Raw genomic sequence first — 22,928 nt, forward strand, 5'->3', positions numbered from 1 at the left:
GGCAGGGGGCAGGGGAGCAGGGGAAAAGGTTAAAGGTTAAAGGGAAAAGGAATAAATTTAATCTTTCCCCTTTTCCCCTTACCCTTTTCCCTTTCTCCATGCCCAATGCTCAATGACTAATGACCAATGACTAATGACCAATGACTAATAACTAATGACTATGAATAAAATCGCTTATCTTCAATGTCCGACAGGAATTTCTGGTGATATGTGCCTGGGTGCTTTAGTAAGTTTGGGTGTTCCTGTGGAGTATTTAATTGAAAAACTTAATGGGTTGGGTATTGAACAGGAATATCAGTTAAGGGCAGAACTTGTCCAACGGAATGGTCAACAGGCAACTAAAGTCTATGTAGATTTAGTAGATGATCACCATCACCACCATCACCACGATGGCGAACACAGTCACCATCACACACGCCATTTGCCCGAAATAGAGCAGATGATTCTCAAAGCTCAGTTGCCATCACGGGCAGAAGCTTGGAGTTTGGCGATATTCCGACAGCTAGCGGTGGCAGAAGGGGCGGTGCATGGCATTTCACCTGAAAAAGTTCATTTTCATGAGGTAGGTGCTATAGATGCGATCGTAGATATTGTGGGTACTTGCCTGGGGTTGGATTGGTTGGGGATTGAGAGCAATCAGCAAGGATTGCCCCTACTTTACTGCTCGGCGTTTCCGACTGGTGGCGGCACTGTTCGGGCTGCACATGGTCAGATGGCAGTACCAGTCCCAGCGGTATTAAAGCTATGGGAAATGCGGGGTTGTCCAGTTTATAGCAATGGCATTGACAGAGAATTAGTAACACCAACAGGAGCCGCGATCGCCACTACTTTGGCAAGAGATTTTGGTTCACCACCTGCGATCGCTATCAAGCAGATAGGACTGGGAGCAGGAACCATAAATTTACCCATTCCCAATATTTTACGCCTCTGGTTGGGTGAAAGCGCAACTTTACAGTCAAATTTCAGTGATTCTGAAGATACTAGCTCAAATTTGGAAACCATCTCGGTACTAGAAACCCAAATTGATGATTTGAATCCACAAGCGATTGGCTATACGTTTGAGGCGTTGTTTGCGGCTGGGGCGCTGGATGTTTTTACTCAAGCGATCGGTATGAAAAAGTCCCGTTCGGGGATTTTGCTGACTGTGATTTGTCATCCAGAAAATTTACTCAATTGTGAAGCCGTTATCTTCCGCGAAACTACAACTTTAGGCATTCGGCGCACAACTCAGCAACGCGCCATTTTACAACGGGAAATTCAACAAGTGGAAACCGAATATGGCAAAGTGCATGTCAAAATAGCATGGAAAGGGCGATCATCAGAAAAAGTTATTGCAAATGTGCAGCCAGAATATGAAGATTGTGCAGACTTAGCCCGAAAACATAATATTCCTTGGCGTGAAATTCAGCGGTTGGCGCTACAACGTTGGTATTTAGTCAATGCCTGATCCCAATTCCTCGTTCCCAGTCCTCGTTCCCAGTCTCCGACCTACCGTGTATACACAAGTCCACCCAGAGCGAGTTTCCAGCCAAGAAAGATAGATTCAAATTGTCTTAAACCATGAACAAGAGTAGGCATTCCAGGAGGTCTACCAGAAGTATAACCAGACCATCCACCAAGTCGAGCAATTATCCAATTAGCCCAGGGCAAACAACCGCGTGGATAAGGATTTTGCAGTTTTTTAGTATCGCCTTCAACAGAAGATTGAATCCCAGATAAGCATTGCTGCTGTTCAAGACAAAAGGTAAGCTGGGCAGAAAGTTGAGTATTATCGCGTCCTTCAACCATTTGTAAGGTTCGCACGGCTACGGACAAAGCAAGACGCTGATGTTTATCTGCATGGTTTATAGCTCGGCTCCACAGTTTTACTGTGCTTAACCCCAGTGGAAATCCACTCTCACCATCTAATACCAATGTTGGATGAATATAAAACCCGACATCTGTGTTATTGCCTACTACTCCTAATCCTGGCGGTGACAGCCTACCTGCATGAGACTGCAAGTTAATCTCGCTAGTATCGCTAATTGCCAATACGTGTCGTTTTGCCAGATGAAACTCGCAATCATCCGAAAGGCTACGTACTAGTTCTGATAGTGTTACGTTTTCATTCTCCAAAAACCGATAATAACCCATCTGTTCTGCCCAATTTCGACTGATTTGCCGGATATTTATCGATTGGTGCTTACGAATCGCCTCGTATAATGCTGCCCCCTTTTTATCAGCCTTGGGTCTCCAAATGCCGTTCCTGGTGTCGTCGAAGCGTGCATTAAGATTGGATTATCCATAGTTTTTGCTTCTCAAAAATCCTCTGCACCTACTTTACATCCGACTTGTGTATACACGGTAGATCACGGATGGGAGAGGGAGCTAGACATTCAATTCCCCTTCTCCCTTGGGAGAAGGCAGGGTGGATTAATTGTCGAGAGAGAAAATATAACATAGAAGGATGATTCCTTAAGAAAAACACGGTTCTCCCAGAGGAAAGTTAGGAATGAATTTAATCGAAGCAATCCAAGGGGTTCCCGATTATCGACATGCTAGAGGTATTAGACATAGACTTTGGATAATACTAACTATAGTTTTGTTAGGTAGTTGTACAGGATATTGGGGGTATAAACCTTTAGCTGAGTTCACAAAAAATCATCGATTATCTCTAATCAAATTATTAGATTTATCTCCAGATATTCAATTTCCGTCAGCATCAACATTCAGAAATATTATGATGTCAATTGATTTTCAGATATTAGCTGAACTGTTTAACGTCTGGGCAGAAAAGAGTTTGCCAATTAATTTCAAAGAATTATTTGCCATCGATGGGAAATGTATTAAAAGTACTGTAACCGGGGGAAATCAATCCTATCAAAACTTTGTGAGTATCGTTTCAGTTTTCAGTTTATAGTCATCAGCAAGGATGGGTAATCAGACATCAAGCTATGGAAAATAACAAAAACAGTGAGATTAGTGTGGTAGAAGAGCTAATTAAAAAGCTTTATGGGCATCATATCGTGATTACAGCCGATGCACTACATTGCCAAAAAAAACTGTTGAGCTGATTATCGAGGGAGAAAATGACTACATTATTACTATTAAAAGAAACCAGCCAAATCTCCTGAAAGTAGCTACTGAGCTAGCTGAATCCTCAATCGCTATCGATACCAATTACCATGATGAAAATTTACATGGACGAAAGACTACTCGTCAAGTCAAAGTCTATCCAATTCCATTTGAGTCACTACCTGATTGGGTTGGCGCTAAAAGTTTAATTGAGGTTAACAGATATGGAACTCGACCTCAAGGATAGAATTGTCGTCGCCAGATTGTTGACTATCATGAACAACACTTTTATTTAAGTAGCTGAAATTATTCAGCTTCAGAATTCGCGGAGATTATTCGTGGTCATTGGTCAATTGAAAATCAACTTCATTGGGTCAAGGATGTAACTTTAAATGAAGATAACTGTATTCATACTGGCGGTTTTTCACCAGCTAATTGGGCGATGGTCAGACAGTTTTTAGTTTCCCTGGCTCGTCAGTTAAATTGTCGGACTCTTCCCGAAGCGTTAAGGCTGATGGCTAACCAACTTCAAATGATTTTTGATGCGCTATTTGACCACTCCGACTCCTTTTGCCCAATGCCTGTGAGTCCAATGGTCGAGTGAGAAAACTTTTTCTCTCCCGACAATTAATCCACCCTGCTTCTCCCTTGGGAGAAGGGGGTTAGGGGATGAGGGCGTGAGGGATTTGCAAAAAGCCTGTCCGATATAGTTTTCGGCTTAAGTTAACACCAATGCTTACTTCCCCATGTTCGAGCTTATCTGCCAAAACACGCAGAGCTTTAAACCTACCAGCCGTCGTCCTGCTAAAGAACTTTGTAGCGATCGCACACCATACAATACACAATATATCCATTATGTCAAGCAAGCCTGCGTTTTGATTAATCAGCAAATAGGCGAACTTTAACCAAAACCCATATGCAATCAGGGAATTCTCGGCAACCCTGATGAAATTTACCGAAAAGATGGAATAACATTTGTGTGTGCTTCAACAAATTGTGTATAAGAATTGAAAATGACGATATGGCAATATCTAATATCCTCAAAGAACCACAGCTTTTACGTTTGAATCGCTTGTTTAGTGGACTTCGTGGCGATTTCACGGGAGGACTAACAGCAGCAGTAGTAGCATTGCCTTTAGCTTTAGCCTTTGCGGTGGCCAGTGGTGTAGAACCAAAGGCGGGACTTTACACCGCGATTGTGGCGGGAATTGTCGCAGCAGTTTTTGGTGGTTCGTCAGTACAGATTACAGGGCCAACAGGTGCAATGGCTGTGATTTTGGTGGGAATTGTCGCCAAGTACGGCCTTGAGAAAGTTTGGATTGCTGGGGTGATGGCTGGAATTATCCAGATTGCCTTGGGGGTTGCCAAACTTGGACAGTTAGTAAAGTTTATTCCCTATCCGGTGACGGCAGGTTTTACTAATGGTATTGCCGTCATTATTTTTTGTGGTCAGTTAAATAATTTCTTTGGTTTAAAATTACCACGTAGCGAACATTTTTTGCCGGGATTGTGGCAAAGTCTAACTCATGTAGAAGCTCTAAATTGGGCGGCGGTTGCTTTAGCTGTAGTGGTGATTGCAACCAATGTTTTGTAGCCCAGAATTAATACGACAATACCAGGTTCTTTAGTAGGACTGGTGTTAGCAACTGCGATCGCTTCTTCTTTCCATCTAAATGTACCAACAATTGGCACGATTCCCCAATCTTTACCGATGCCTCAAGGTATTCCCCATTGGAATAATTTTGGCTTGATTCGAGAACTAATTAATCCGGCTTTGGCTTTAGCTGCACTGGGGAGTATTGAATCGTTGCTATCGGCGGTAGTGGCTGATGGCATGACGGTTAGCGAGAAACATAATAGCGATCGCGAATTAATTGGTCAAGGTTTGGCTAATATGATTGTGCCATTTTTTGGTGGCATTCCTGCCACAGGTGCGATCGCTCGGACTGCTGTAAATGTCCGTTCTGGTGGCAAAACCCGACTATCTGGAGTAATTCACGGTCTTGCCTTAGCCATCATCGTTTTAACTTTAGCACCCCTAGCAGCACAGATTCCTTTAGCTGCACTTGCTGGCATTCTGATGGTGGTGAGCCTGCGAATGATTGAATGGGAAGCCATTGGTTTATTGATGCGTGCTACCTACTCCGACTTTGCGGTGATGATTCTCACCTGGCTAGTGACAATCTTGTTTGACTTAGTTCTCGCTGTCGAAGTGGGATTGATTGCAGCTGGAGCCTTGTTCATTAAACGGATGAGCGATTTAAGTTTAGTTAAAATACCTGAAACCGAAGTATTTCCCCCTGGTACTCCTTTGGAATTAGGTAAGGAAATTGCCGTTTATCGGGTAGATGGCCCCGTGTTTTTTGGTGCTGCTGAACGATTTGCTACTTTCCTCCGCGATGAACCGGAAGTGAAATATTTAATTTTGCGGTTGCGATTTGTACCCAATATGGACACAACTGGATTAGTAGCCTTAGAAGATATTTATCATGACTTGGAACGGCACAATTGCCGATTAATTCTCACAGGTTTACAACCCGAAGTCCAACAACTACTAGAACGTACAGGATTGTTAAATACAATTGGGTTATCAAATTGTTTTGAAACAACCACAGAGGCGATTTGCTCTATCTCTCCTCAGATTGCATGTTCTCAACCTGTAGCAGCTGATTTGAAAACAAAAGAATTGCTGGAATTGATTGACTGAAAATATTTTGCCATTAAGAGAATGTTTGAAAAGTCGCAAAATATCCTAGAAAGCCCTCTCGAAACCTCTTTCCTTCTGAGAAGAGGCTTTGATGTTAAGCTAAAACACATGAACCTATCCCACTATTGTAAAAATCCCTAGTTCTTTTCGTAAAATGTGCTTGAAAACCTTGATTTTTCGTTTTCAGTTCTCAATAAGCTTAAGCTTTGTAGCACAGATATTATTAGTGGGATAGGTTCATCTAATTTGCAGATGAAAATTTTCTCAATATCCTGTGGGGTGGGCATCTTGCCCGCCCTGATTATGCAACTTAAATGCTGATTAGCTTACCAAAAAAACTTTTTAAACATCCTCTCTATTTCTCCTCTCTCTGCGTTCTCTACGTCTCTGTACTAACCTAGCGGCAAGCCCCTTTGCATCTACGTTTATTACGAATTAGTTAAAGCCTGTATTCATTGCTGAATCAGGCTTTTGATATTTTTTATTCAACTCGCACGGAGAACTTCAGTTTAATTACTGAATAGCGAATCCTTCCGGTCTAATTGCATCGTCCAAATCAACGCCCATCAGGTTAGCTCCCTGGATGTTTGCATTTGTCAGATTTGTATTTTCCAAGTCTGCGTTTTGTAGGTTAGCGGATTGCAGATTTGCTCCCAAGAGGTTGGCTTTCTCTAAGTCTGCATCAAAAAGGTTTGCTCCCACCAGGTTTGCTCCCCAAAGGTTTACCTTGCCTAAATCTGCTCCTTGAAAGTTAGCCCCTTGTAAGTTTGTTTGCTGCAAGTTAGCCCTTTCTAAGTCTGCATTTTGTAAGTTAGCACCTTCCAAGTTTGCTGCTTGCAGGTTTGCGTCTTTTAACATTGCCCCAGCGAGGTTACAGCCGACACATTCATTGGTTTGTAATAAATGTCTAACGTTGTCTGCTACAGACACTATTGGCGATACAATCGGTGATATGACTGGTGTTGTCACAGGCTCTATTGGCGATACAACTGGAGATATTGCTGGTGCGGTTACAGACTCCATTGGTGATTCAACTGGAGCTAGTTCAGATTCCGTAGGTACAGATGGAGCTAGTGTTTGTGCTTTAGCACTGGGCTGGATAAGCAGAGTAAATCCCGCTAAAACTACCAGAAACACTGCTTTTACGAACCACTGAGTTAATTTTTTAGAGTTTGATTGATTCATTAGTTCCTTCATAATCTGATTCCTATTGGTGGGCTTGCTTTTATAAGAGCCATCGATAATGTGCTTTATTTTCACTTTAGATAACTTGATTGATAAGAGCAAATATTATTGTTATTCATATTGATAAATTCAAGTGATTGAAAAATCTTTACTTGGATGGGAACCGATCGCTGATTTGTTTGCTTACATTCAGGAATTGCGATCGCGTAGAGCATCCACTGGAGGGGGGCGATCGCCTCATACTTAGTTCCCAAGCATTGCCAGACTAGGTAAAAGTCGATATGTTTCACTTTTAATTAAGATAGAGAGTCCCAAGTAAATTAAGACAAAGGGGAAGATTTTGCGACCGTAGCGAGTTAAAACGGGAGTCATCAGAGGATTACGAGTCAGGTTGTAAGAGAGTAAGCACCACATCCCAACAGTGCAATAGCAAACACACAGAATTACACCCAAACTTGGAAGATTACTAGTGGCAAACAACGGTACATAAATTCCAATGTTGTTTCCTCCATTGGCAATGGTGACAGCAGAAACACGGTAAGTTTGAGGATCGCGGATGGTTGCAAATAGTGATTTCTTCTGGCGTCCAGATTTTACAGGAGAGTTTAAGTCAACTGACACAGCTTGCACTGTCTCTCCTTCCTCTTCTCGACTGATGAGATTACTGATACCAATAGTGATGGGAAGTAAACCTAGTAAACCAATCCAACTGCTGGGAATGAGCAGACCGCCGAAGAAACCAGGGAGACTGGCGCATACTAAGGTAGTAAATCCCAGAAATTCACCGATAACAATATGCTTAGGACGAAAGTTCCGATTGACCTTCCCGAAGAAAGCCGTCAAATATAAGTTGTCGTCAAAGGTAGTTGCAAAAGCGACAGAGATTCCAATCAATAATGTACTAATTAGCCAAGCCATAATTGTTGCTCACAGTAATTCAATGCTGTTTGTCTTAGTCCTCTCTGCTTCTCGATGTGAGGGCAGGTTAGGCAATTTTGTGACTGTTTTTCTAACGACAACCGATCGATATTCGTTATTTATCAGCCAATTACCCAATTTTTAGAGGCATCGCCNTCCAATCAAATTGGTGATTTTTTTCTCAGCAAGGTACCTTGGGAGCTCATGAAGTCAATATTATGGCTTTCAGCCAAATAAGAGCAAATACTCTTGTTTTTTAAAATGATAAATAGAAGTGATTGACAAAATTACTAGATGTTTTGGGCTTTGTACCCATTGACACTCATAAGGGGAAAAGGGAAAGAAAAAACCTTTAACCTTTTCCCTAAACCAAATTCTGAGTTCAAAATGCACAAAACGAGTAGTATTGAATACTGAGCTATTGTTTGAGAAACTTCTATGCGCTCGCTCTGATTGAAGAGAACCCTTGTCAGATGGTAAAGGCTCGGATATCCTTGACGGCTAGCATTCAACATCGGTAATATGACTAATCGCCCTCTGACTTCAGTTTTGAGATGTTCAGTAATGTTGGATTTTTAACTTGTAATTATGCTAACCAGTGTTGACCGTTTATTATTTGTCCGGCGAGTCCCGATTTTTAAGGAATTGCGGGATGATTTTATTGTGCGGCTCACTTCAGTGATGAACGAATTGTCATTCCCAGCTAATTACACCATCTTTCGACAGGGAGAAGAAGGGCGATCGCTCTATATTGTCGTCTCCGGTCGAGTTAAAGTTCACATTGGGAATAAACAGTTGGCAGAGGTGGAACAGGGAAAATATTTTGGTGAGATGGCAGTATTTGATACTCAACCTCGATCTGCCACTGCCACGACTCTGGAACCTTGTGAATTTTTAGAACTGACGCAAGAGCAACTATATGATGCGATCGAAGAAACTCCCGAAATTGCGGTGAATATCATTCGTGAGTTATCCCGTCTGATTCGCAGATTGAACGACGATATGAATGTAACTTCTTTGCGGAGTTAATAGACAATTGTAGAGACATAGCAGTGCTACGTCTCTACAAGGGTTCTGGATAATGTAAAATGTGGTTCAAAATAAAAAATGAAAACTGCTGTAAGTTTGATTATTAAACTCAGCACTCATCACTGCTTATTACTTAGGTTCACCCAGACCTGGAGTTTCTTCTTTATCAACTTTAGGCACAAAATCAGGACGTTCTTTGCTTTCCCAACCTGCGGGGCGTTTCGAGTTGTACCAAGCTATTGACCCAATGGTGACAGCAGCAATAAAACCAACGACATACACCAAGGTAAAAGCAACAGGAAAATGAGGGCCAGCATCTATAGCTGGTGCTGCTGTTTGCATAAATAATAAATTCATGAGTATATTCTCCACAGTTAGGTAACAGTATTTAACACACTATAAGATGAGCGTATCACCTAACATCCCTCTGTAGTTTAGTTTGAGCAACTTCATATTGCATAAAAAAGGGCAGAGGGGAGGGCTGGGGAAAGGGAAAAGGGTAAGGGATTTAAAACTTGTCTGCGACACGCTACGCGAACGAACGTCACGAGCGTCTTGATTCTGACTCCTGAATTCTTCTTCAATCAGCATTTATATCTTTGCCATGCAGACTCGACTATTTCAGCAATGATTTCAGTGTATGTCACACCACCCAAACGTCCTATCATTGGCAAGTCTGAGCGGATATGATCTAGCCCTGGCAATGGGTTAAGCTCCATAAACTGTAATACACCACTAGCATCGCAGCGCAGATCCACGCGAGCAGCATCACGGCAACCAAGAGTATGGTAAGCATCCAGCGCCAATTGCTTTGCCTGTGCTGCCAGTGGTTCAGGATCTATAAGTAAACGATAAGATACCCGTTCTAGATACTCATCTTTGTTGAGGGTAGTATAGGCGAAGGCTTCTACTTTTCCTGTAAAAATTACTTCCATCACACCTACTACCCGTGAGTTACTACCGTTGCCAACAATGCCTACTGTTACTTCTCTACCAGGAAGAAAGGTTTCTACGAGTATTGGTTGCTGAAAAAGTTCGTGTAACGCTTGATAAGTATTTACTAGTTCCTCGCGTTCTTTGACAAGAGAACGACCAGTTACCCCTTTAGAACTGCCTTCCGCCATAGGTTTGAGGAAAAGTGGCATTGGCAGCGACACAGCTGCTGCTTCTGCGGTAGTATTTACGACCTCAAAGGGAGCTGTCGGCAAACCGCGATCGCGAACTACTCTTTTAGCTAGTGCTTTGTCTAACGTCAGGGCACAGGTAAGCGGATCGGAAAAGGTGTAAGGTTGAGCGAATAATTCGCAGATTGCCGGGACTTGAGCTTCACGAGAACGACCCTTTAAACCCTCAGCAATATTGAAAATCAAATCCCAGCGATCGCCTTTTGCCAAACGCAGAGCAAGTTCTCTACCATTGCCAACACGTTCAACCTGATGACCTAACTGCAATAGTGCAGTTTCCAGCCCGATGATAGTTTCTTCATCGTCAAACTCCATCACCTCAGAGGCACTGAAACCAGCCTGAAGATAGTCCGCCTTCAGGTCATAACATAGTCCAATGAATAACCCCATAGTCTACTCCACTGGATCTGTATAGGTGTACGTCTTACCCGCCCAATTTTGCACTGTAGCTGTCCCATTCTCATAAGCAACTAGAGTTTCGGCTTGAATTGGGACTTTGCCACCACCACCAGGGGCATCAATTACATAGGTTGGTACAGCGTAGCCAGTAGTATGACCACGCAATTTAGAAATTAAATCAAGCCCAGTTTGCACACTTGTTCGCAGATGTCCAGTACCAACAACAGGGTCGCATTGATAAAGATAATAAGGTCGCACACGCAGTTTGAGAAGACCGTGAAACAGATTCTTCAGGGCTTTTTCAGAATCATTCACACCTTTTAACAGCACAGTTTGACTGCCTAGAGGAATGCCGCCATCAGCGAGGCGATCGCAAGCTTGTGCGACTTCTGGGGTAAGTTCCCGCACATGACAAAAGTGCAAAGATAGCCACACACGATGTTTACGAAGCAAGGCAACCAGTTCTGGTGTAATTCGCTGCGGTAAGAAACTCGGCACACGAGAACCAATGCGGATAAATTCAATATGCTTAATGGCACGCAGCCGCCTAAGCAAATTGTCTAAAGGTTCATCAGCCATCAATAGAGGATCGCCACCGGAAATTAGCACGTCACGGATCTCGGTGTGTTCCTCTAAGTAAGTAGCGATCGCATCTAACCGTCGCGTTACTGGGTACATCTCACCTTGGCTCACCAAACGAGAGCGGGTGCAGTAACGGCAATAAGCGGCGCAACTATCTAGGGCAAGCAGCAACACTCGATCAGGATAGCGGTGTACGAGTCCTGGTACTGGAGTGTCATTATCCTCACCGCATGGATCTACCATGTCTGCTGAACTAACTATTAGTTCTTCTTGCCGTGGTATCACTTGTAACCGTAATGGACAAAGCGGATCTTCTGGATCAAGTAGCGATGCAAAGTATGGAGTTACGGCTACAGCAAACTTTTCTGGTGCAATTAAAAGTCCCTGTTCTTCGGTAGCACTAAGCCTTAATAACTTCTGAAAGTGTTCCAGCTTAGTCAACCGATGCCGCATTTGCCAGCGCCAATCGTTCCAGCGTTCCTGGTTGTAAGTCTCTCCCAAAATCTGACAAATTTCTTCACACCGAATATCAGTTACTAGAGGATCTAGAATAGTGTTTTTGATCATGATTTAGAACTAAATTAAACTAAGAATAATAAACTAATCACAGCCTAGTAGAGTGCGACGCAAATCCAGCTACCATCTCAATTAAGCATACAAGTAAGTAGAAGCAATTCATAAATTGCCCTACTCAAACCCCTTGTTAAGGGTAAGCAAATTTCCGTTACAGTGTACTAGTATGTTTACTTAGATTTTTAGGTAAAATAAAAAAATCTACTTCCAGGTTCACGAGAAGTATTTTCCTATACAGGAAATACTTGTGCTGTGATAATAGCGATCGCTCTTTCATTGTCTTTGTTAGCTTGAGGCCATCGGCTTTCCGTGTTGTTGTGTCGTATTAATACATACACCAATGTCGCATATTTAATTATGTAAGGATTTTTTGGGGTGCGATCGCACGCTGCATCTGCTCAAAGTGTTGTGTGAATTTGAGTGATGTCAGAAAATCCTCCATAAATTCCAATAATAGAAAATGTCAAGCCGCCAAAAGTTAAACTGACGGCTTCGACATTAGCTAAGACAGAAAGCAGTTAGTTAGTTAGTTAGTTAGTTAGTTAGTTAGTTAGTGGTAGCTAAAAATCGTCGTTGCTAATCAGCGACTCATTGCAAAAATCTTTTCAGCCGTTAAGGCAATGTTCGGAAACAATTTAAAATCAATTCGATCCTGTCCTCGAAACACCTTTGGGGGTAAATACTCTCCATCTTCAAGTTGGTAGATTGTAATCGTTGGCTGCTTGGGAGAGCCAATGAACCGAATGCCACCAAAAGCAGCATAGTCCACAATGATGTACTCAAAAACGCCCAAGTCCTCATATTCAGCAAGTTTTGTCAGATAGTCGTCCTTCCAGTTGTTGCTAACGACCTCAATGATTCCCGGTGGTGGAATATATGCAGCAGCAGAACTAGAGCTAGTTTTCATCCTCTGCCATTCAACTCTTGCAAATATGACAATATCTGCTTTCCGGCTTTTTTCCTTTTCGCCTAGTGCTGTTTTGAGCCGAACCTGCTTGGACTGGCGCGACACGTAAGGCAGGTCATTTTCTTGGCAGTGGTTTTCTAAGTAGGTACACAGTCGCTCGATCAAATCCTCATGATTTGCATTTGGTTCTGATAATGGCACGGGAATTCCATCCGATAGCTCAAACTCTCTGCCTGAACCATCGTCCCAGGCAAGAAACTCTTCAAAAGTCAGTGGTTGTGTGACGGTTGCGTACATCGCCCTCGCTCCCTTGCTGACGGGTACTTCACTCAATGCTACCAATATCTACAGCTTTGTATATTAGTTTTGGCTGATTTTCCTGCCGTAGTTCTGAAACAACGGCTTGAGTTTGGGTAATGGAAGGCGATGTCTACGATGGGCTACGCCTACGCAATTGGTGAGTGTAGTGCGATCGCCTTTTTGTGAAAATACCTATTTTAATTATCCGATTGTATTCTGTGGCTATTAATAGTTTATAACTTCTGTTGTCTTTTGTTCGGACTAACAAAGCTAAAAAATTAAATCACCATTTATTCAAGTATATACACTGATTGACTTAGTAGATTTGAGCATTTAATATATGTATTTTTTAGCTATAAAAACTTGACTCAAGTTATGTTAATTAAATAAAATACTCTATGTGGCAGACTTTAATAATTGACCAAAGCCATATTAATCAAAAGATTGATATATTCAAAACAGCATTACGTGATTACTCTCTAACAGAGAAAATAATTGTTCAAAAATATATAATACATGGTACACCTTATGTTTTTAAAAATGATGAAGGTAAATATTTTGACCTCAAACACGAAATTGCTACTCATTTTGAAGAAAGACCAGAATGTGTACTGATGGTCGGTTCATCTAAATTAGGATTTAGTATAGCTCCAAGTAAATTATGGAATTCTTTTTCTGAAGAATCAGATATAGATATAGCTATTATATCTAGAGAAATTTTTGAAAAATTTTGGTCAGAGTTATATGATTTCGACATAAATTTGGTATCTAGAACTAAGAGAGAAGAACAAAGATATGAAAAGTTTTTAAAATATTTTTTTAAAGGGTGGCTAAGACCAGATTTATTTCCATTTAAATATTCTCGTACCAATGAGTGGTTTGAATATTTTAAATCAATCTCTTATAAATATACACCCCAAAAAATCGCAGGTGGTATTTATTATAATTCCGATCTGTTTGAAAAATATCATATGCAGAATATAAAAAATCTGAGACAGGAGGATGTTTAAAATGAGCAAAAATGGTATTGCAACTAATAAAAAAGTTTTAGATTTATTCAATATGATGAAAACTGGTACTTTAATACTTGCTCCATCTTTTCAAAGAAAGCTTGTATGGAATGATGCACATAAAGAAAAATTTATAGAAACAATTTTATTAAAACTCCCTTTTCCTGAAATATATCTCGCTGATGGTGAAATTGATCTTGATATTCAAACATCAAAAACACTTGTCGTAGATGGTCAACAAAGATTAAGTACAATCTACCAATATGTCACAGCATCACCAGAATTTACTATCAAAAATATTAGTAAGTTTGAAAAATTGTCTACACAAGAAAAAACAGATTTTTTTGATTATACAGTTGTCGTCAGAGATTTAGGAAGAATTCCTGAAAGTGAAATTAGAGAAGTTTTTAAGAGAATAAACTCTGTACAATACGCACTAAATGCGATAGAAATTAGCAATTCCTTATACGAAGGAGAGTTCATTACAACTGCTAAAGATATTCTAGAAAATAATGCTCTTTTTACAAGTTTAGAGGTATTTAGTGAAGGTGAATTTTCTCGGATGAAAGACCTGGAATATGTGTTGCTAATTATGTCAACAATAGAAGAAGGCGGTTATTTTACTAGTGATAAAGAAGTAAAGACCTATGTAGAAAAGTATAATAATGAATATCCAAATAAAAATTTAATGTCTACTAATTTTAACGAAGCATCTAAATTAATAATTGGGTCTAATCTCCCTCCAGATAGTTTGTGGATAAAGAAGTCTAGTTTGTTTACTTTAATGATTGAATTAATAAAAATTAAAAACAAGTATGGTTATTTGCCTCAAGATCAAACTTTAGCTCATGCTTTAAAATCTTTAGAAGAAGAACTAAATATAAATAAGAAAGAAGATGTATCTAAAAATATGCTTGCTCAATATTATTATTATACACATCAAGGTACTGCTAGCAGAAAAGGACGTAATGTTCGCGGTCAAGTTATAAATAAAATTTTAGAAGAAAGTATGAATGTAAATTAACGTGAGTTCGACGGATAGAAAAGCGCAAAAAGCTTGCTATGTATGAATTTGCTTAACTGAGCATACAAAAAGGCGATCACTACGATTGATTGAGAAGTGGCAAAAAAGTCACAAAAAAATGCCGAGACTAAGAATATCTAACAAAAACAAGGGTCTCGGCTATGTCTACCATTGTATCTCGCCTCGACATCACCCAAATTTTCTGCGACGTAGATGATTTCTGTAACCAATGGGAAAATCTCTGGCGGCAAGTACCACAATTGCCATCGACAACAGGAGAAAGGCGCAGCAATTCCCGAATGCATTTATCAGAAGTGATGACAATAGTCATCGCATTTCATGGCAGTGGATATAAGACTTTCAAGGAATTCTATACCATGCATGTGCTGACAAGTTGGCGTGAAGCATTTCCAAATCTGGTCAGCTATACTCGGTTTGTGGAACTGATGCCCTGGTGTTTAATGCTATTATGTTGCTTTTTACATACACGTACAGGAGAAATTACTGGGATTAGCTTTATCGATTCCACCCCAATTAATGTTTGTCATAACTGTAGGGCACATTCTCACAAAGTGTTTAAAGGATTAGTTAAATGGGGCAAAAATTCTCTCGGCTGGCACTTTGGATTCAAGCTTCATTTAATTATTAATGATTGTGGAGAATTACTCGCGTTTTCACTAACCCCAGCAAATGTAGACGACCGAAAACCAGTCCCAGATATGACTAAGGATTTGATTGGTAAACTGTTTGGTGACAGAGGATATATCTCTCAAAAATTATTTAAGGAGCTATATGAACGAGGGTTGCAGTTAGTCACAAAATCTAAGAAGAAAATGAAAAATCGTTTGGTAAAACTGATTGATAAGATTCTATTACGCAAACGTGCTGTAATTGAGTCAGTTAATGACCATCTAAAAAACATCTGTCAAATCGAACACTCTCGTCATCGTAGTCCATTTAACTTTTTGGTTAATCTGATGGCCGGTTTAACTGCTTATACCTATTTGCCTAAAAAACCTTCGATTGATATTTACCCAAAAGATTTGCCTGCTCTACCTCCTGCCATTTTTTAGTTCTGTTGAACTCACGTAATCTTAGCGTAGGCGCAGCCCGCCGCAGGCATCGCTCCTTAGTGCCCTGTTTCTCGCGCTTTATATCTAGCAAGCTTTTCGGCTTTTTCTAACAGTCGAACTCACGTTAAATTAGCGAACGTTGTAAAGTTCATTTTTATAGAATGTACATTAAATTGAACTAGTAAACACATTAGTAGAATAAGGCAAAAGTAAAAAGTAAATTCGATAATCTAATACGCCATCACCTACCAGAACACAAGGCGCGATCGCTTTTAATTACTTTCTGGTTAGTCTGCAAATAATCATGTAGCAAATTGCAACCCTGTGCCAGTAATTTATCCAGTTCGATATCTGTTAAATCTCGGAAAATTACTGTGCCATTACCACTACCCGCAGCCAGAGTCTTGCCGTCATGGCTGAAACTGACGCTGGTTAACTCATCTTTATCACCTTTCAAAGCTATCAGCAACGTTCCTTCTCGGTTCCAAATCCTCACTTTGTCATCACTGCTAGCTGCCAAAGTCTTGCCATCGGGGCTAAAACTGACACTGATAAAACTATCGCCATCGCCCGCAAGATTATTTAACAGTTTCCCGTCTCGATTCCAAATCTTCACTGTGCTATCAAGACTAACTGAGGCAATGCTTTGACCATCAGGCGACCAAGCAACCCCATTCACCCGACGGCTATGACCAGTTAACGTGTATAGCAATTTACCATCTAAACTCCAGATTTTCACGGTTTTATCATCGCTAGCTGAAGCTAACAACTTGCCATCTGGGCTAAAACTTACCCAATTCACCGCTTCTTGATGTCCCTGCAAGGTGTTAAGTAGTTTACCGTTGCGACTCCAAAGTTTTACTGTTTTATCTTTACTAGCCGAGGCAATTACTTGACCATCGGGCGACCAAGCTACACTCAAGACGGTATCATTATGACTCTGTAAGGTGTTGAGCAGTTGACCGTCACCACTCCAAAGTTTTACTGTTTTATCTTTACTAGCCGAGGCAATTACTTGACCATCGGGCGACCAATCTACACCCCAAACTTGACCCTGATGCCCCGTCAATATACGCAGTAGTTTACCATCTCGACTAAAAAGTTTTACAGTTTTGTCTCGGCTTGCTGCTGCTAAGGTGCGATCGCCTGGGCTAAAACTGATGCTAGTTACCCAGTCATCATTATCGGCTTTGGGCTTTCGCAGTAACACATCGTCCCAATGCCAAAGTTTAATAGTTTTGTCCCGACTGGCGGAAATCAGGGTGCGACCATCTGGGCTGAAGCTGACACTGTTAACCCAATTATTATGTCCCTTCAGGGTTCCCAGCAACACACCCTCAGAACTCCAGAGTTTGATTGTCTCATCAGTACTTGCGGAAGCGTAGGCGTAGCCCGCCGTAGGCATCGTGTTACCATCACGGCTAAAACTGACGCTGGTAACTCCAGCACTATGGCCCGATAAGGTTCGCAGTAGCTTCCCCTCAACATTCCACAGCTTGATTGTCTGGTCTAAACTAGCAGAAGCAATTATTTTCCCATCGGGCGACCAAGCGACACTTTTAACTGCATCCTCATGTCCCTGCAAGGTTTTGAGCAGTTTACCATCGCGACTCCACAGTTTCGCCGTCTTGTCAGCACTCCCAGAAGCTAAGGTTTGACCATCGGCTGACCAAGCGACACTCAAGACTGCACCATTATGTCCCTGCAAGGTTTTGAGCAGCTTACCATCGCGACTCCACAGTTTCACTGTTTTGTCTGTACTCGCTGAAGCAATAATCTGGCCATCTGGGCTGAAACTCACACTATTCACCACACCCTGATGCCCTAATAAGGTAGCAAGCAGTTGACCCTCTCGACTCCAAAGTTTTATCGTCTTGTCTTGACTGGCGGAAGCAATGATTTGACTATCTGGGCTGAAACTGACGCTATTAACTACATCCTCATGCCCCGACAAGGTTTTAACTAAGCTACCATCAGGAAGCCAGAGTTTAATTGTATTATCCGCACTGGCTGAGGCAATTAAGGAGCGATCAAGACTGAATGTAGCACTATTTACCCCAGATATATGCCCGTCCAAACGGTTATATTCTCTGACCCCTGAAACTGCTTGATAAAGTGCCGTCTGTACTTGCTCTCTTGTATAGGAATCTACCCAGACTGTTTGTTGTAATTTTCTCCCTGCTTTTAAACTTTCTTTTAAAGCATCAATACCTTTTTGCGAAGCAAAGAGGGCTTCACTGGATGCACTGAGGGTTTTAATTTCGCTATCTACTGCTGTGACGATAGAAACACTTAATCCCAAGATGGCGAGAACGGAAGCTGTGAGGGCAATTTTCAGCGAACGATTTAATTGAGCTTCACTAAGTCTTTGTTTCTTTTGACTTTCTGCAAGTTTAGCTGTTAACTCTTTTTCTTTAAGTTCAGCTCGTAATTGCTCAATTTCTAACTGACTTAATTCTTCCCGTTTGTGTAATTCTCGCAATTCCGTTAATAAGTCTAATCCCTGTTGCGGATGAGGAGCTACCAATTTGGAACGCTGCTTATTTTGACTAAGTTCGCTTTTCAGTCGCTCAATCTCAGCTTTACTTTGTTCTACTTTGTAGCGCAACTGATTTAGTTGTACCTGTAAGCTCGATTCTTGTTGTTGCAGGTAGCGAATCAAATCTACTAAATAATCATGAATCAGTTGATAGCGTTCTGGTACATCAGGGAATAGTACCACTAAACCGGAGCTAACTAAAATTTCTAAGACTAACTCTAATTTGTCAGCATCTTCTAATTCTGATAGCTGCGCCGCTAACTCAGCACGAGTTTTAAAAGGTCGGTTGTTACTTTCATCTGTTAATAAGTATAAGACGAGTAACGCGGCTCGTTCATTTTCTGGGCCGCAGTCTTTAATCAGTTCCTTAAGATATCTCTCGATCAGTTTGTTAGGTCTATATGGTTGATATTCTTCTAAGGTAGTAATGCGTTCATCTTGAATTTGTGCGCCCACAACTTGTAATTCAATGGGGCGGACTTCTCCAAATTCTGTGGATAAATCTTCGATTAAGGCATCAATTAAAGCGGGTTCTAAATTAAACTGCGATCGCTCTGTCAATTTTTGGATAATTGCTTTTGCATATTCCGGCGAAAAATTATTTAACTGGTAACGAATATGCTTGTCGAGAATATTATTGTTAATCGCTTCCAGTGCCGAAAGATGTTTAAAATCTAATAAACGATGTAAATAATCTTCTCGCAAGGAAAGAATGACTTTGACAAAGGGTATATTGAGACAATCGCTGATAAATTTATCAAACTCTTGCTTTTGATTGCGATCGCTATAACCAAAGAAAAATTCTTCAAACTGGTCAAAAATTAAAACTGTGATCAAATGGCGATCGGCATTCTCTTGGAGTTGTTGTAAAATTCCACCAATGGTGAACGGTGTGCCAGAGTAAGGCAAAGCCTCCGGTTCAATGGTTGCTTCTAGCTCAATATCAGCGTAAATCGCCAGGGATGCATCACTAGACATCGCTTCACTTAAAGATTTCCCTAATTCCCGTGCCCAATCGGTATAAACTTGTAGTACCACAGGTACGGCTATTTGATCGCCAATGGCTCGATTTTGCAGTGCTGGAACTAAACCCGCCGTTACGGTGGAACTCTTACCTACCCCCGATTGACCGTGAATCACCGTCAATTTTTGATCGGCGCGGCTAATTCTGCCAATTAAGTTATTAATATCACGCTCTCGACCAGAAGCCGCAATTTCTAGAGCAACACTGCTACTCCCAGAAGGTGACATTAATGCTGGGTTTGTCGCCTGTCTTTGGGGTTGCAAACGTCCTGCCCCAATAAAAGCCCGAAAACCATACTGCTGCTCAACAGAACGCCGTTTCTGTCGAATGTAATAGGCTTCTAAATATCGTCCTTCTTCAAAGTAGAGCGATCGCAGTCTCCGCAATAAGCGAATATAACGATGGGCATCGTATTGATGGGCACTGTTTTCTAATGCTGCTGGTAGTTCTTTTGTCGCCTTATCTAAGTATTCACGAGCGATTACTAGCTCACCGATATTTCGCTGTGCTTTCGCCAATACTAAATAGTAAGTTTGCGCCAATAATAATGGAAATAAGCAGTTATAAGGGTCGTTCTGCTTTTGCGCCTCCCCTAATTTTAGTAGCGATACGTGTGCTAAGATACTCGCCTGTACCCACCGCGACTGCTCCACAGCCACCTGTGCCAGAAAACCGTAGTCACAAGCTAATTGGATTTGAGTACCATAAGTTTGATGTAATTCCAAAGACTTTTGAGCAACTGTCTGCAATTCTTCCCACTCTTGCAGATATTGCAAAACCTCAGCAAGTTGATTAATAAATCCAGCAACTATATCTAAACGCCCAGCCACCTGTAAGATATGCAAGCATTGCTGAAAATAAGATTTAGCAGTGTACCAATGGCGGCGGTTTTCTGTTTGATTTTGCTCTGCAAAACGGCAATAACACAACCCAATATAAAACAGCAAAATTCCCTGTCGCAGCAGTAGGGGAGATGGACGATTAGGAGGCGTAGACGAAGAGAATACCCCCTCATCTCCCCCGCTCCCTCGGTTACTGAGCGTAGTCGTTGGCGCAGCCTCTCGTAGAGAAGTATGCTCCCCTGCTCCCCTACCCCTCTGCTCCTCTGCCCCTCTGCTCCCCTGCTCCCCGGTCACTGAGCGTAGCCGAAGTGCTGCTCCCACCGTCTCTGCCAACTTTTGCCAAACTTGCAAGCTTTGCTGAAAATGGCTTAAACCTGTATTGATGCGATCGCTAATATAATTATCTAGACCAAAAACAAATTCTAAACTAGCGTGTAATTCTGGCTCTAAGGTAATACCACGATTGTGCAACTCTTTTATCGCAAAGTGGAGTTCATAGCTATGTTCCCAGACTTGCTCGACAGTGGAATAATGCTTTGCAAGTTGAGGAGGTTGGTGTTGTGCAGCATCGTTTGCTAACACCGTAGCAAATAAAGAGTCAGTTTCCTGTTGCAGAAATTCCAGCAGTGATTGAGTTGTCATTTCAAACCGAATCGGTGTCGCCGCCCAACTAGCAAAATCTGGTGCTAAACGGACTACCTTTTGCAACACTTCCTCATTCATCCAGACAATCATCGGAAATGGGTGGCGTTTGCGAAATTCATCCCGAATATGATTAACAGACCTCAGAAAATCGTCGAGTCCATCTACTGACTCTAAACCCAAAATCATCAACGCCGATGGTGGATTAGCTTCGGTTAGTAGTTGTAAATGAATACTTGTATAAAGACTTCTGGCATTATGCGGCAGAATTACCTTTTGAATGTGGTGTACTCCTGAAGAGATTTCTTCGAGTCGTTGCAGCATAAGTTCTTGCAAAACTCGATAATTGCAGCACACCAAAACCAAGGAAAATTGACCGCTAGAAAGGGTAATTGCTCTCCCCAAACTCCGTAAAGCCCGCTCATTAGCTGCTGTTATATCTACTTGTGAGTGTCGTTCAACCATGATTTAAATTTTTCCGTCTCTGCTAAAACTGGGTTGACGGCAAACCAAGCTCCCTGATGATCGCGGTATTCAAATACAAATAGACTTCGCAAAAGGGTATGGTATTCTATATCACCTCTAACTCGTTGCTGTTGCACCACCTGAAAGATTAGTTCCCACTCATGGGGGTCGATAGCGTTAGCTCGGTAATCGCGCTGTCTTCGGATCACCAGTTCGACACATTCCCGCTCAAAGGGTGGATCTTGTTCTCGCAAACAGTCAAACAGTAAACCTAGTAAGTCGCGGACATGACCACCACTCATTAGGCACAATCGATCTAAGGTTTCTAAACTATCAAACACCTCTGTAATTAAGCCTAACCGATCGCTAGGTAAAATGTCTGGAAAAGCTCTAGCTAGCACCATTTGCCGCATCATTGCTAGCCCTTGCGGAAAAATCTCGCCAGAGCGCAAACGCACAGGTATCATCGGTAAAACTTTTGGTGCGACTCCACCGCCTAAACGATGCTGAAGTTCGGCGCTATCGTTGGAGAAAGTCAAGGCTAGGGGAATAGTGTAGACTACATGACAATTCAGTTTGCGTAATTGTTCGCCCCGTTGAATAAATAAATATTCTGGCAGCGATCGCCCTGATGGTAAAGGTCGAATTGCGACTCGATCCAAGTTATCAACAATTACCACCAATCCTCTTTTACCCCTGGCTTTCAGTTCCTTGGTGGCAGGTTCTAGTAATTCTTGATTAATTGACTGTAAAATATTTGCGGTTCGTGGTTCTAGATAATCTCTTAACCGCCGCCGCAATTGGGGACTTTCTTTTGTTTTAGCTGTAATTTTGGCAATCCCTACAGACAACTCTGCTTCTACCCCAACGTCAATTGGCGTCTGCAAGAAATCCACAACTTCACCAAACAACTTGCTAAAGTAGCGAGGCTTGAGCCTAATTTTCATCGGTTCTAGGCTTTCACTCACCTGTCCAGCGATCGCTAACAAAATATCAGTCACATCCACATCGGCCATTTCTAAGACATGGGTAGACTCAAAATAAACTACATGAAATTGCTGCACTTCTAACTCAGCTTTCAGGCGCAATAACTCCGTTGATTTTCCACAGCCGAGATGTCCGGTAAATAGTTGACAGGTTGGGATATCCGGCGATATTTTAGCGATCGTCCGCTGCAAAGCTTCGATAATTTTGCCACCCCGCACCGCAGCAAAATCGATATAGTACCTGCGATCGCTAGGGTTTCCTATAATTAGAGGTCTGCTCGGATTGCAAGCCTGATAAAATCTTTCTAAATCTAGGAGCATAACTAATGGAGTTCATTTAAGAATAAAAGATGACAAAATTTTTTTCGGCAATTGATCTGTCAATTTAAGTACATCTGCCTTAATTACTAACTAAATTAACAGCATTCTGGTTGATTTTTCATATCTACGTTTTATATAGCACACCGCAATGGTGACATTCGATT

The 22,928-nt window shown here is 41.6% G+C and carries 17 protein-coding genes and 2 pseudogenes; 10 read left to right on the plus strand and 9 right to left on the minus strand.

Annotated elements, in window-relative coordinates; translation table 11 throughout:
- Positions 1-160: 160 nt before the first annotated feature.
- A complete protein-coding gene (larC, locus tag QUD05_RS18865; protein ID WP_289800009.1) occupies positions 161-1,447 on the plus strand; it encodes a nickel pincer cofactor biosynthesis protein LarC in 1,287 nt (428 codons plus the stop codon).
- A gap of 353 nt (positions 1,448-1,800) precedes the next feature.
- On the opposite strand, the pseudogene QUD05_RS34460 reads toward larC, so the two are convergent.
- A pseudogene (locus tag QUD05_RS34460) lies at positions 1,801-2,190 on the minus strand (IS4-like element ISSysp3 family transposase); the annotation flags it as partial.
- A 301-nt stretch (positions 2,191-2,491) separates the two neighbouring features.
- Between QUD05_RS34460 and QUD05_RS18875 the strand changes: the two are divergent.
- The 5 genes and pseudogenes from QUD05_RS18875 to QUD05_RS18895 all read left to right on the plus strand — a co-directional run bounded on the left by QUD05_RS18875 (position 2,492) and on the right by QUD05_RS18895 (position 5,761).
- Positions 2,492-2,899 (plus strand): transposase family protein, encoded by a 408-nt coding sequence (locus tag QUD05_RS18875; RefSeq protein ID WP_289795575.1) that lies wholly within the window; start codon positions 2,492-2,494, stop codon positions 2,897-2,899.
- A 129-nt stretch (positions 2,900-3,028) separates the two neighbouring features.
- Positions 3,029-3,301 carry a hypothetical protein gene (locus QUD05_RS18880; RefSeq protein WP_289794483.1) on the plus strand — a complete coding sequence of 91 codons (273 nt, stop codon included), beginning with the start codon at positions 3,029-3,031 and terminating at the stop codon, positions 3,299-3,301.
- A 195-nt stretch (positions 3,302-3,496) separates the two neighbouring features.
- Entirely contained in the window at positions 3,497-3,658 is a 162-nt protein-coding gene (locus QUD05_RS18885; RefSeq protein ID WP_289794484.1) for a hypothetical protein, read from the plus strand.
- 142 nt (positions 3,659-3,800) lie between these two features.
- Positions 3,801-3,959, plus strand: coding sequence for a hypothetical protein (locus QUD05_RS18890; protein ID WP_289800151.1), 159 nt, complete (start codon positions 3,801-3,803; stop codon positions 3,957-3,959).
- A 116-nt stretch (positions 3,960-4,075) separates the two neighbouring features.
- Positions 4,076-5,761: pseudogene (locus tag QUD05_RS18895) on the plus strand (SulP family inorganic anion transporter).
- Between the two features lie 513 nt (positions 5,762-6,274).
- On the opposite strand, the gene QUD05_RS18905 reads toward QUD05_RS18895, so the two are convergent.
- Positions 6,275-6,958, minus strand: a complete 684-nt coding sequence (locus tag QUD05_RS18905) for a pentapeptide repeat-containing protein (RefSeq protein ID WP_502911400.1) — start codon at positions 6,956-6,958, stop codon at positions 6,275-6,277.
- Positions 6,959-7,189: 231 nt separating this feature from the next.
- Complete coding sequence (locus QUD05_RS18910; protein WP_289797415.1) at positions 7,190-7,864, minus strand: cadmium resistance transporter; 675 nt, start codon at positions 7,862-7,864, stop codon at positions 7,190-7,192.
- Positions 7,865-8,452: 588 nt separating this feature from the next.
- Between QUD05_RS18910 and QUD05_RS18915 the strand changes: the two genes are divergently transcribed.
- Complete coding sequence (locus QUD05_RS18915) at positions 8,453-8,893, plus strand: Crp/Fnr family transcriptional regulator (protein WP_069074674.1); 441 nt, start codon at positions 8,453-8,455, stop codon at positions 8,891-8,893.
- Positions 8,894-9,022: 129 nt separating this feature from the next.
- Here the strand turns inward: QUD05_RS18915 and psb35 are convergent, their stop codons facing one another.
- The 4 genes from psb35 to QUD05_RS18935 form a co-directional block, all read right to left on the minus strand.
- The gene (gene psb35 / locus QUD05_RS18920) at positions 9,023-9,250 is read right to left on the minus strand and encodes a photosystem II assembly protein Psb35 (RefSeq protein ID WP_289797416.1); all 228 of its coding nucleotides are present in this window, start codon (positions 9,248-9,250) and stop codon (positions 9,023-9,025) included.
- 227 nt (positions 9,251-9,477) lie between these two features.
- Positions 9,478-10,467, minus strand: coding sequence for a D-alanine--D-alanine ligase family protein (locus tag QUD05_RS18925; protein ID WP_289797417.1), 990 nt, complete (start codon positions 10,465-10,467; stop codon positions 9,478-9,480).
- A 3-nt stretch (positions 10,468-10,470) separates the two neighbouring features.
- Positions 10,471-11,625, minus strand: a complete 1,155-nt coding sequence (locus QUD05_RS18930; protein ID WP_289797418.1) for a KamA family radical SAM protein — start codon at positions 11,623-11,625, stop codon at positions 10,471-10,473.
- 586 nt (positions 11,626-12,211) lie between these two features.
- Positions 12,212-12,835 carry a Uma2 family endonuclease gene (locus QUD05_RS18935; protein ID WP_289797419.1) on the minus strand — a complete coding sequence of 208 codons (624 nt, stop codon included), beginning with the start codon at positions 12,833-12,835 and terminating at the stop codon, positions 12,212-12,214.
- 401 nt (positions 12,836-13,236) lie between these two features.
- Here QUD05_RS18935 and QUD05_RS18940 point away from each other — a divergent pair, with 401 nt between their 5' ends.
- The 3 genes from QUD05_RS18940 to QUD05_RS18950 all read left to right on the plus strand — a co-directional run bounded on the left by QUD05_RS18940 (position 13,237) and on the right by QUD05_RS18950 (position 15,945).
- Positions 13,237-13,848, plus strand: coding sequence for a hypothetical protein (locus tag QUD05_RS18940; RefSeq protein ID WP_289797420.1), 612 nt, complete (start codon positions 13,237-13,239; stop codon positions 13,846-13,848).
- 1 nt (position 13,849) lies between these two features.
- Positions 13,850-14,872, plus strand: a complete 1,023-nt coding sequence (locus QUD05_RS18945) for a DUF262 domain-containing protein (protein WP_289797421.1) — start codon at positions 13,850-13,852, stop codon at positions 14,870-14,872.
- Positions 14,873-15,033: 161 nt separating this feature from the next.
- A complete protein-coding gene (locus tag QUD05_RS18950; RefSeq protein WP_289797422.1) occupies positions 15,034-15,945 on the plus strand; it encodes an IS982 family transposase in 912 nt (303 codons plus the stop codon).
- 241 nt (positions 15,946-16,186) lie between these two features.
- Here the strand turns inward: QUD05_RS18950 and QUD05_RS18955 are convergent, their stop codons facing one another.
- Together QUD05_RS18955 and QUD05_RS18960 are read right to left on the minus strand one after the other, a co-directional pair.
- Positions 16,187-21,457, minus strand: a complete 5,271-nt coding sequence (locus QUD05_RS18955) for a WD40 domain-containing protein (RefSeq protein ID WP_289797423.1) — start codon at positions 21,455-21,457, stop codon at positions 16,187-16,189.
- Positions 21,433-22,764 (minus strand): P-loop NTPase fold protein, encoded by a 1,332-nt coding sequence (locus QUD05_RS18960; RefSeq protein WP_289797424.1) that lies wholly within the window; start codon positions 22,762-22,764, stop codon positions 21,433-21,435. Before QUD05_RS18960 ends, QUD05_RS18955 begins: the two co-directional genes overlap by 25 nt.
- Positions 22,765-22,928 lie beyond the last annotated feature (164 nt).

Origin of the sequence: Nostoc sp. GT001 (assembly GCF_030382115.1) — a bacterium.
GTDB lineage: Bacteria > Cyanobacteriota > Cyanobacteriia > Cyanobacteriales > Nostocaceae > Nostoc.

Coding starts and splice junctions, on each gene's coding strand:
- QUD05_RS18905 (WP_502911400.1), bottom strand. CDS start 6,958: ATGAAGGAACTAATGAATCAATCAAACTCTAAAAAATTAACTCAGTGG.
- QUD05_RS18885 (WP_289794484.1), top strand. CDS start 3,497: ATGGTCAGACAGTTTTTAGTTTCCCTGGCTCGTCAGTTAAATTGTCGG.
- QUD05_RS18945 (WP_289797421.1), top strand. CDS start 13,850: ATGAGCAAAAATGGTATTGCAACTAATAAAAAAGTTTTAGATTTATTC.
- QUD05_RS18915 (WP_069074674.1), top strand. CDS start 8,453: ATGCTAACCAGTGTTGACCGTTTATTATTTGTCCGGCGAGTCCCGATT.
- QUD05_RS18940 (WP_289797420.1), top strand. CDS start 13,237: ATGTGGCAGACTTTAATAATTGACCAAAGCCATATTAATCAAAAGATT.
- larC (WP_289800009.1), top strand. CDS start 161: ATGAATAAAATCGCTTATCTTCAATGTCCGACAGGAATTTCTGGTGAT.
- QUD05_RS18875 (WP_289795575.1), top strand. CDS start 2,492: ATGAATTTAATCGAAGCAATCCAAGGGGTTCCCGATTATCGACATGCT.
- QUD05_RS18950 (WP_289797422.1), top strand. CDS start 15,034: ATGTCTACCATTGTATCTCGCCTCGACATCACCCAAATTTTCTGCGAC.
- QUD05_RS18960 (WP_289797424.1), bottom strand. CDS start 22,764: ATGCTCCTAGATTTAGAAAGATTTTATCAGGCTTGCAATCCGAGCAGA.
- QUD05_RS18955 (WP_289797423.1), bottom strand. CDS start 21,457: ATGGTTGAACGACACTCACAAGTAGATATAACAGCAGCTAATGAGCGG.
- QUD05_RS18930 (WP_289797418.1), bottom strand. CDS start 11,625: ATGATCAAAAACACTATTCTAGATCCTCTAGTAACTGATATTCGGTGT.
- psb35 (WP_289797416.1), bottom strand. CDS start 9,250: ATGAATTTATTATTTATGCAAACAGCAGCACCAGCTATAGATGCTGGC.
- QUD05_RS18925 (WP_289797417.1), bottom strand. CDS start 10,467: ATGGGGTTATTCATTGGACTATGTTATGACCTGAAGGCGGACTATCTT.
- QUD05_RS18910 (WP_289797415.1), bottom strand. CDS start 7,864: ATGGCTTGGCTAATTAGTACATTATTGATTGGAATCTCTGTCGCTTTT.
- QUD05_RS18935 (WP_289797419.1), bottom strand. CDS start 12,835: ATGTACGCAACCGTCACACAACCACTGACTTTTGAAGAGTTTCTTGCC.
- QUD05_RS18890 (WP_289800151.1), top strand. CDS start 3,801: ATGTTCGAGCTTATCTGCCAAAACACGCAGAGCTTTAAACCTACCAGC.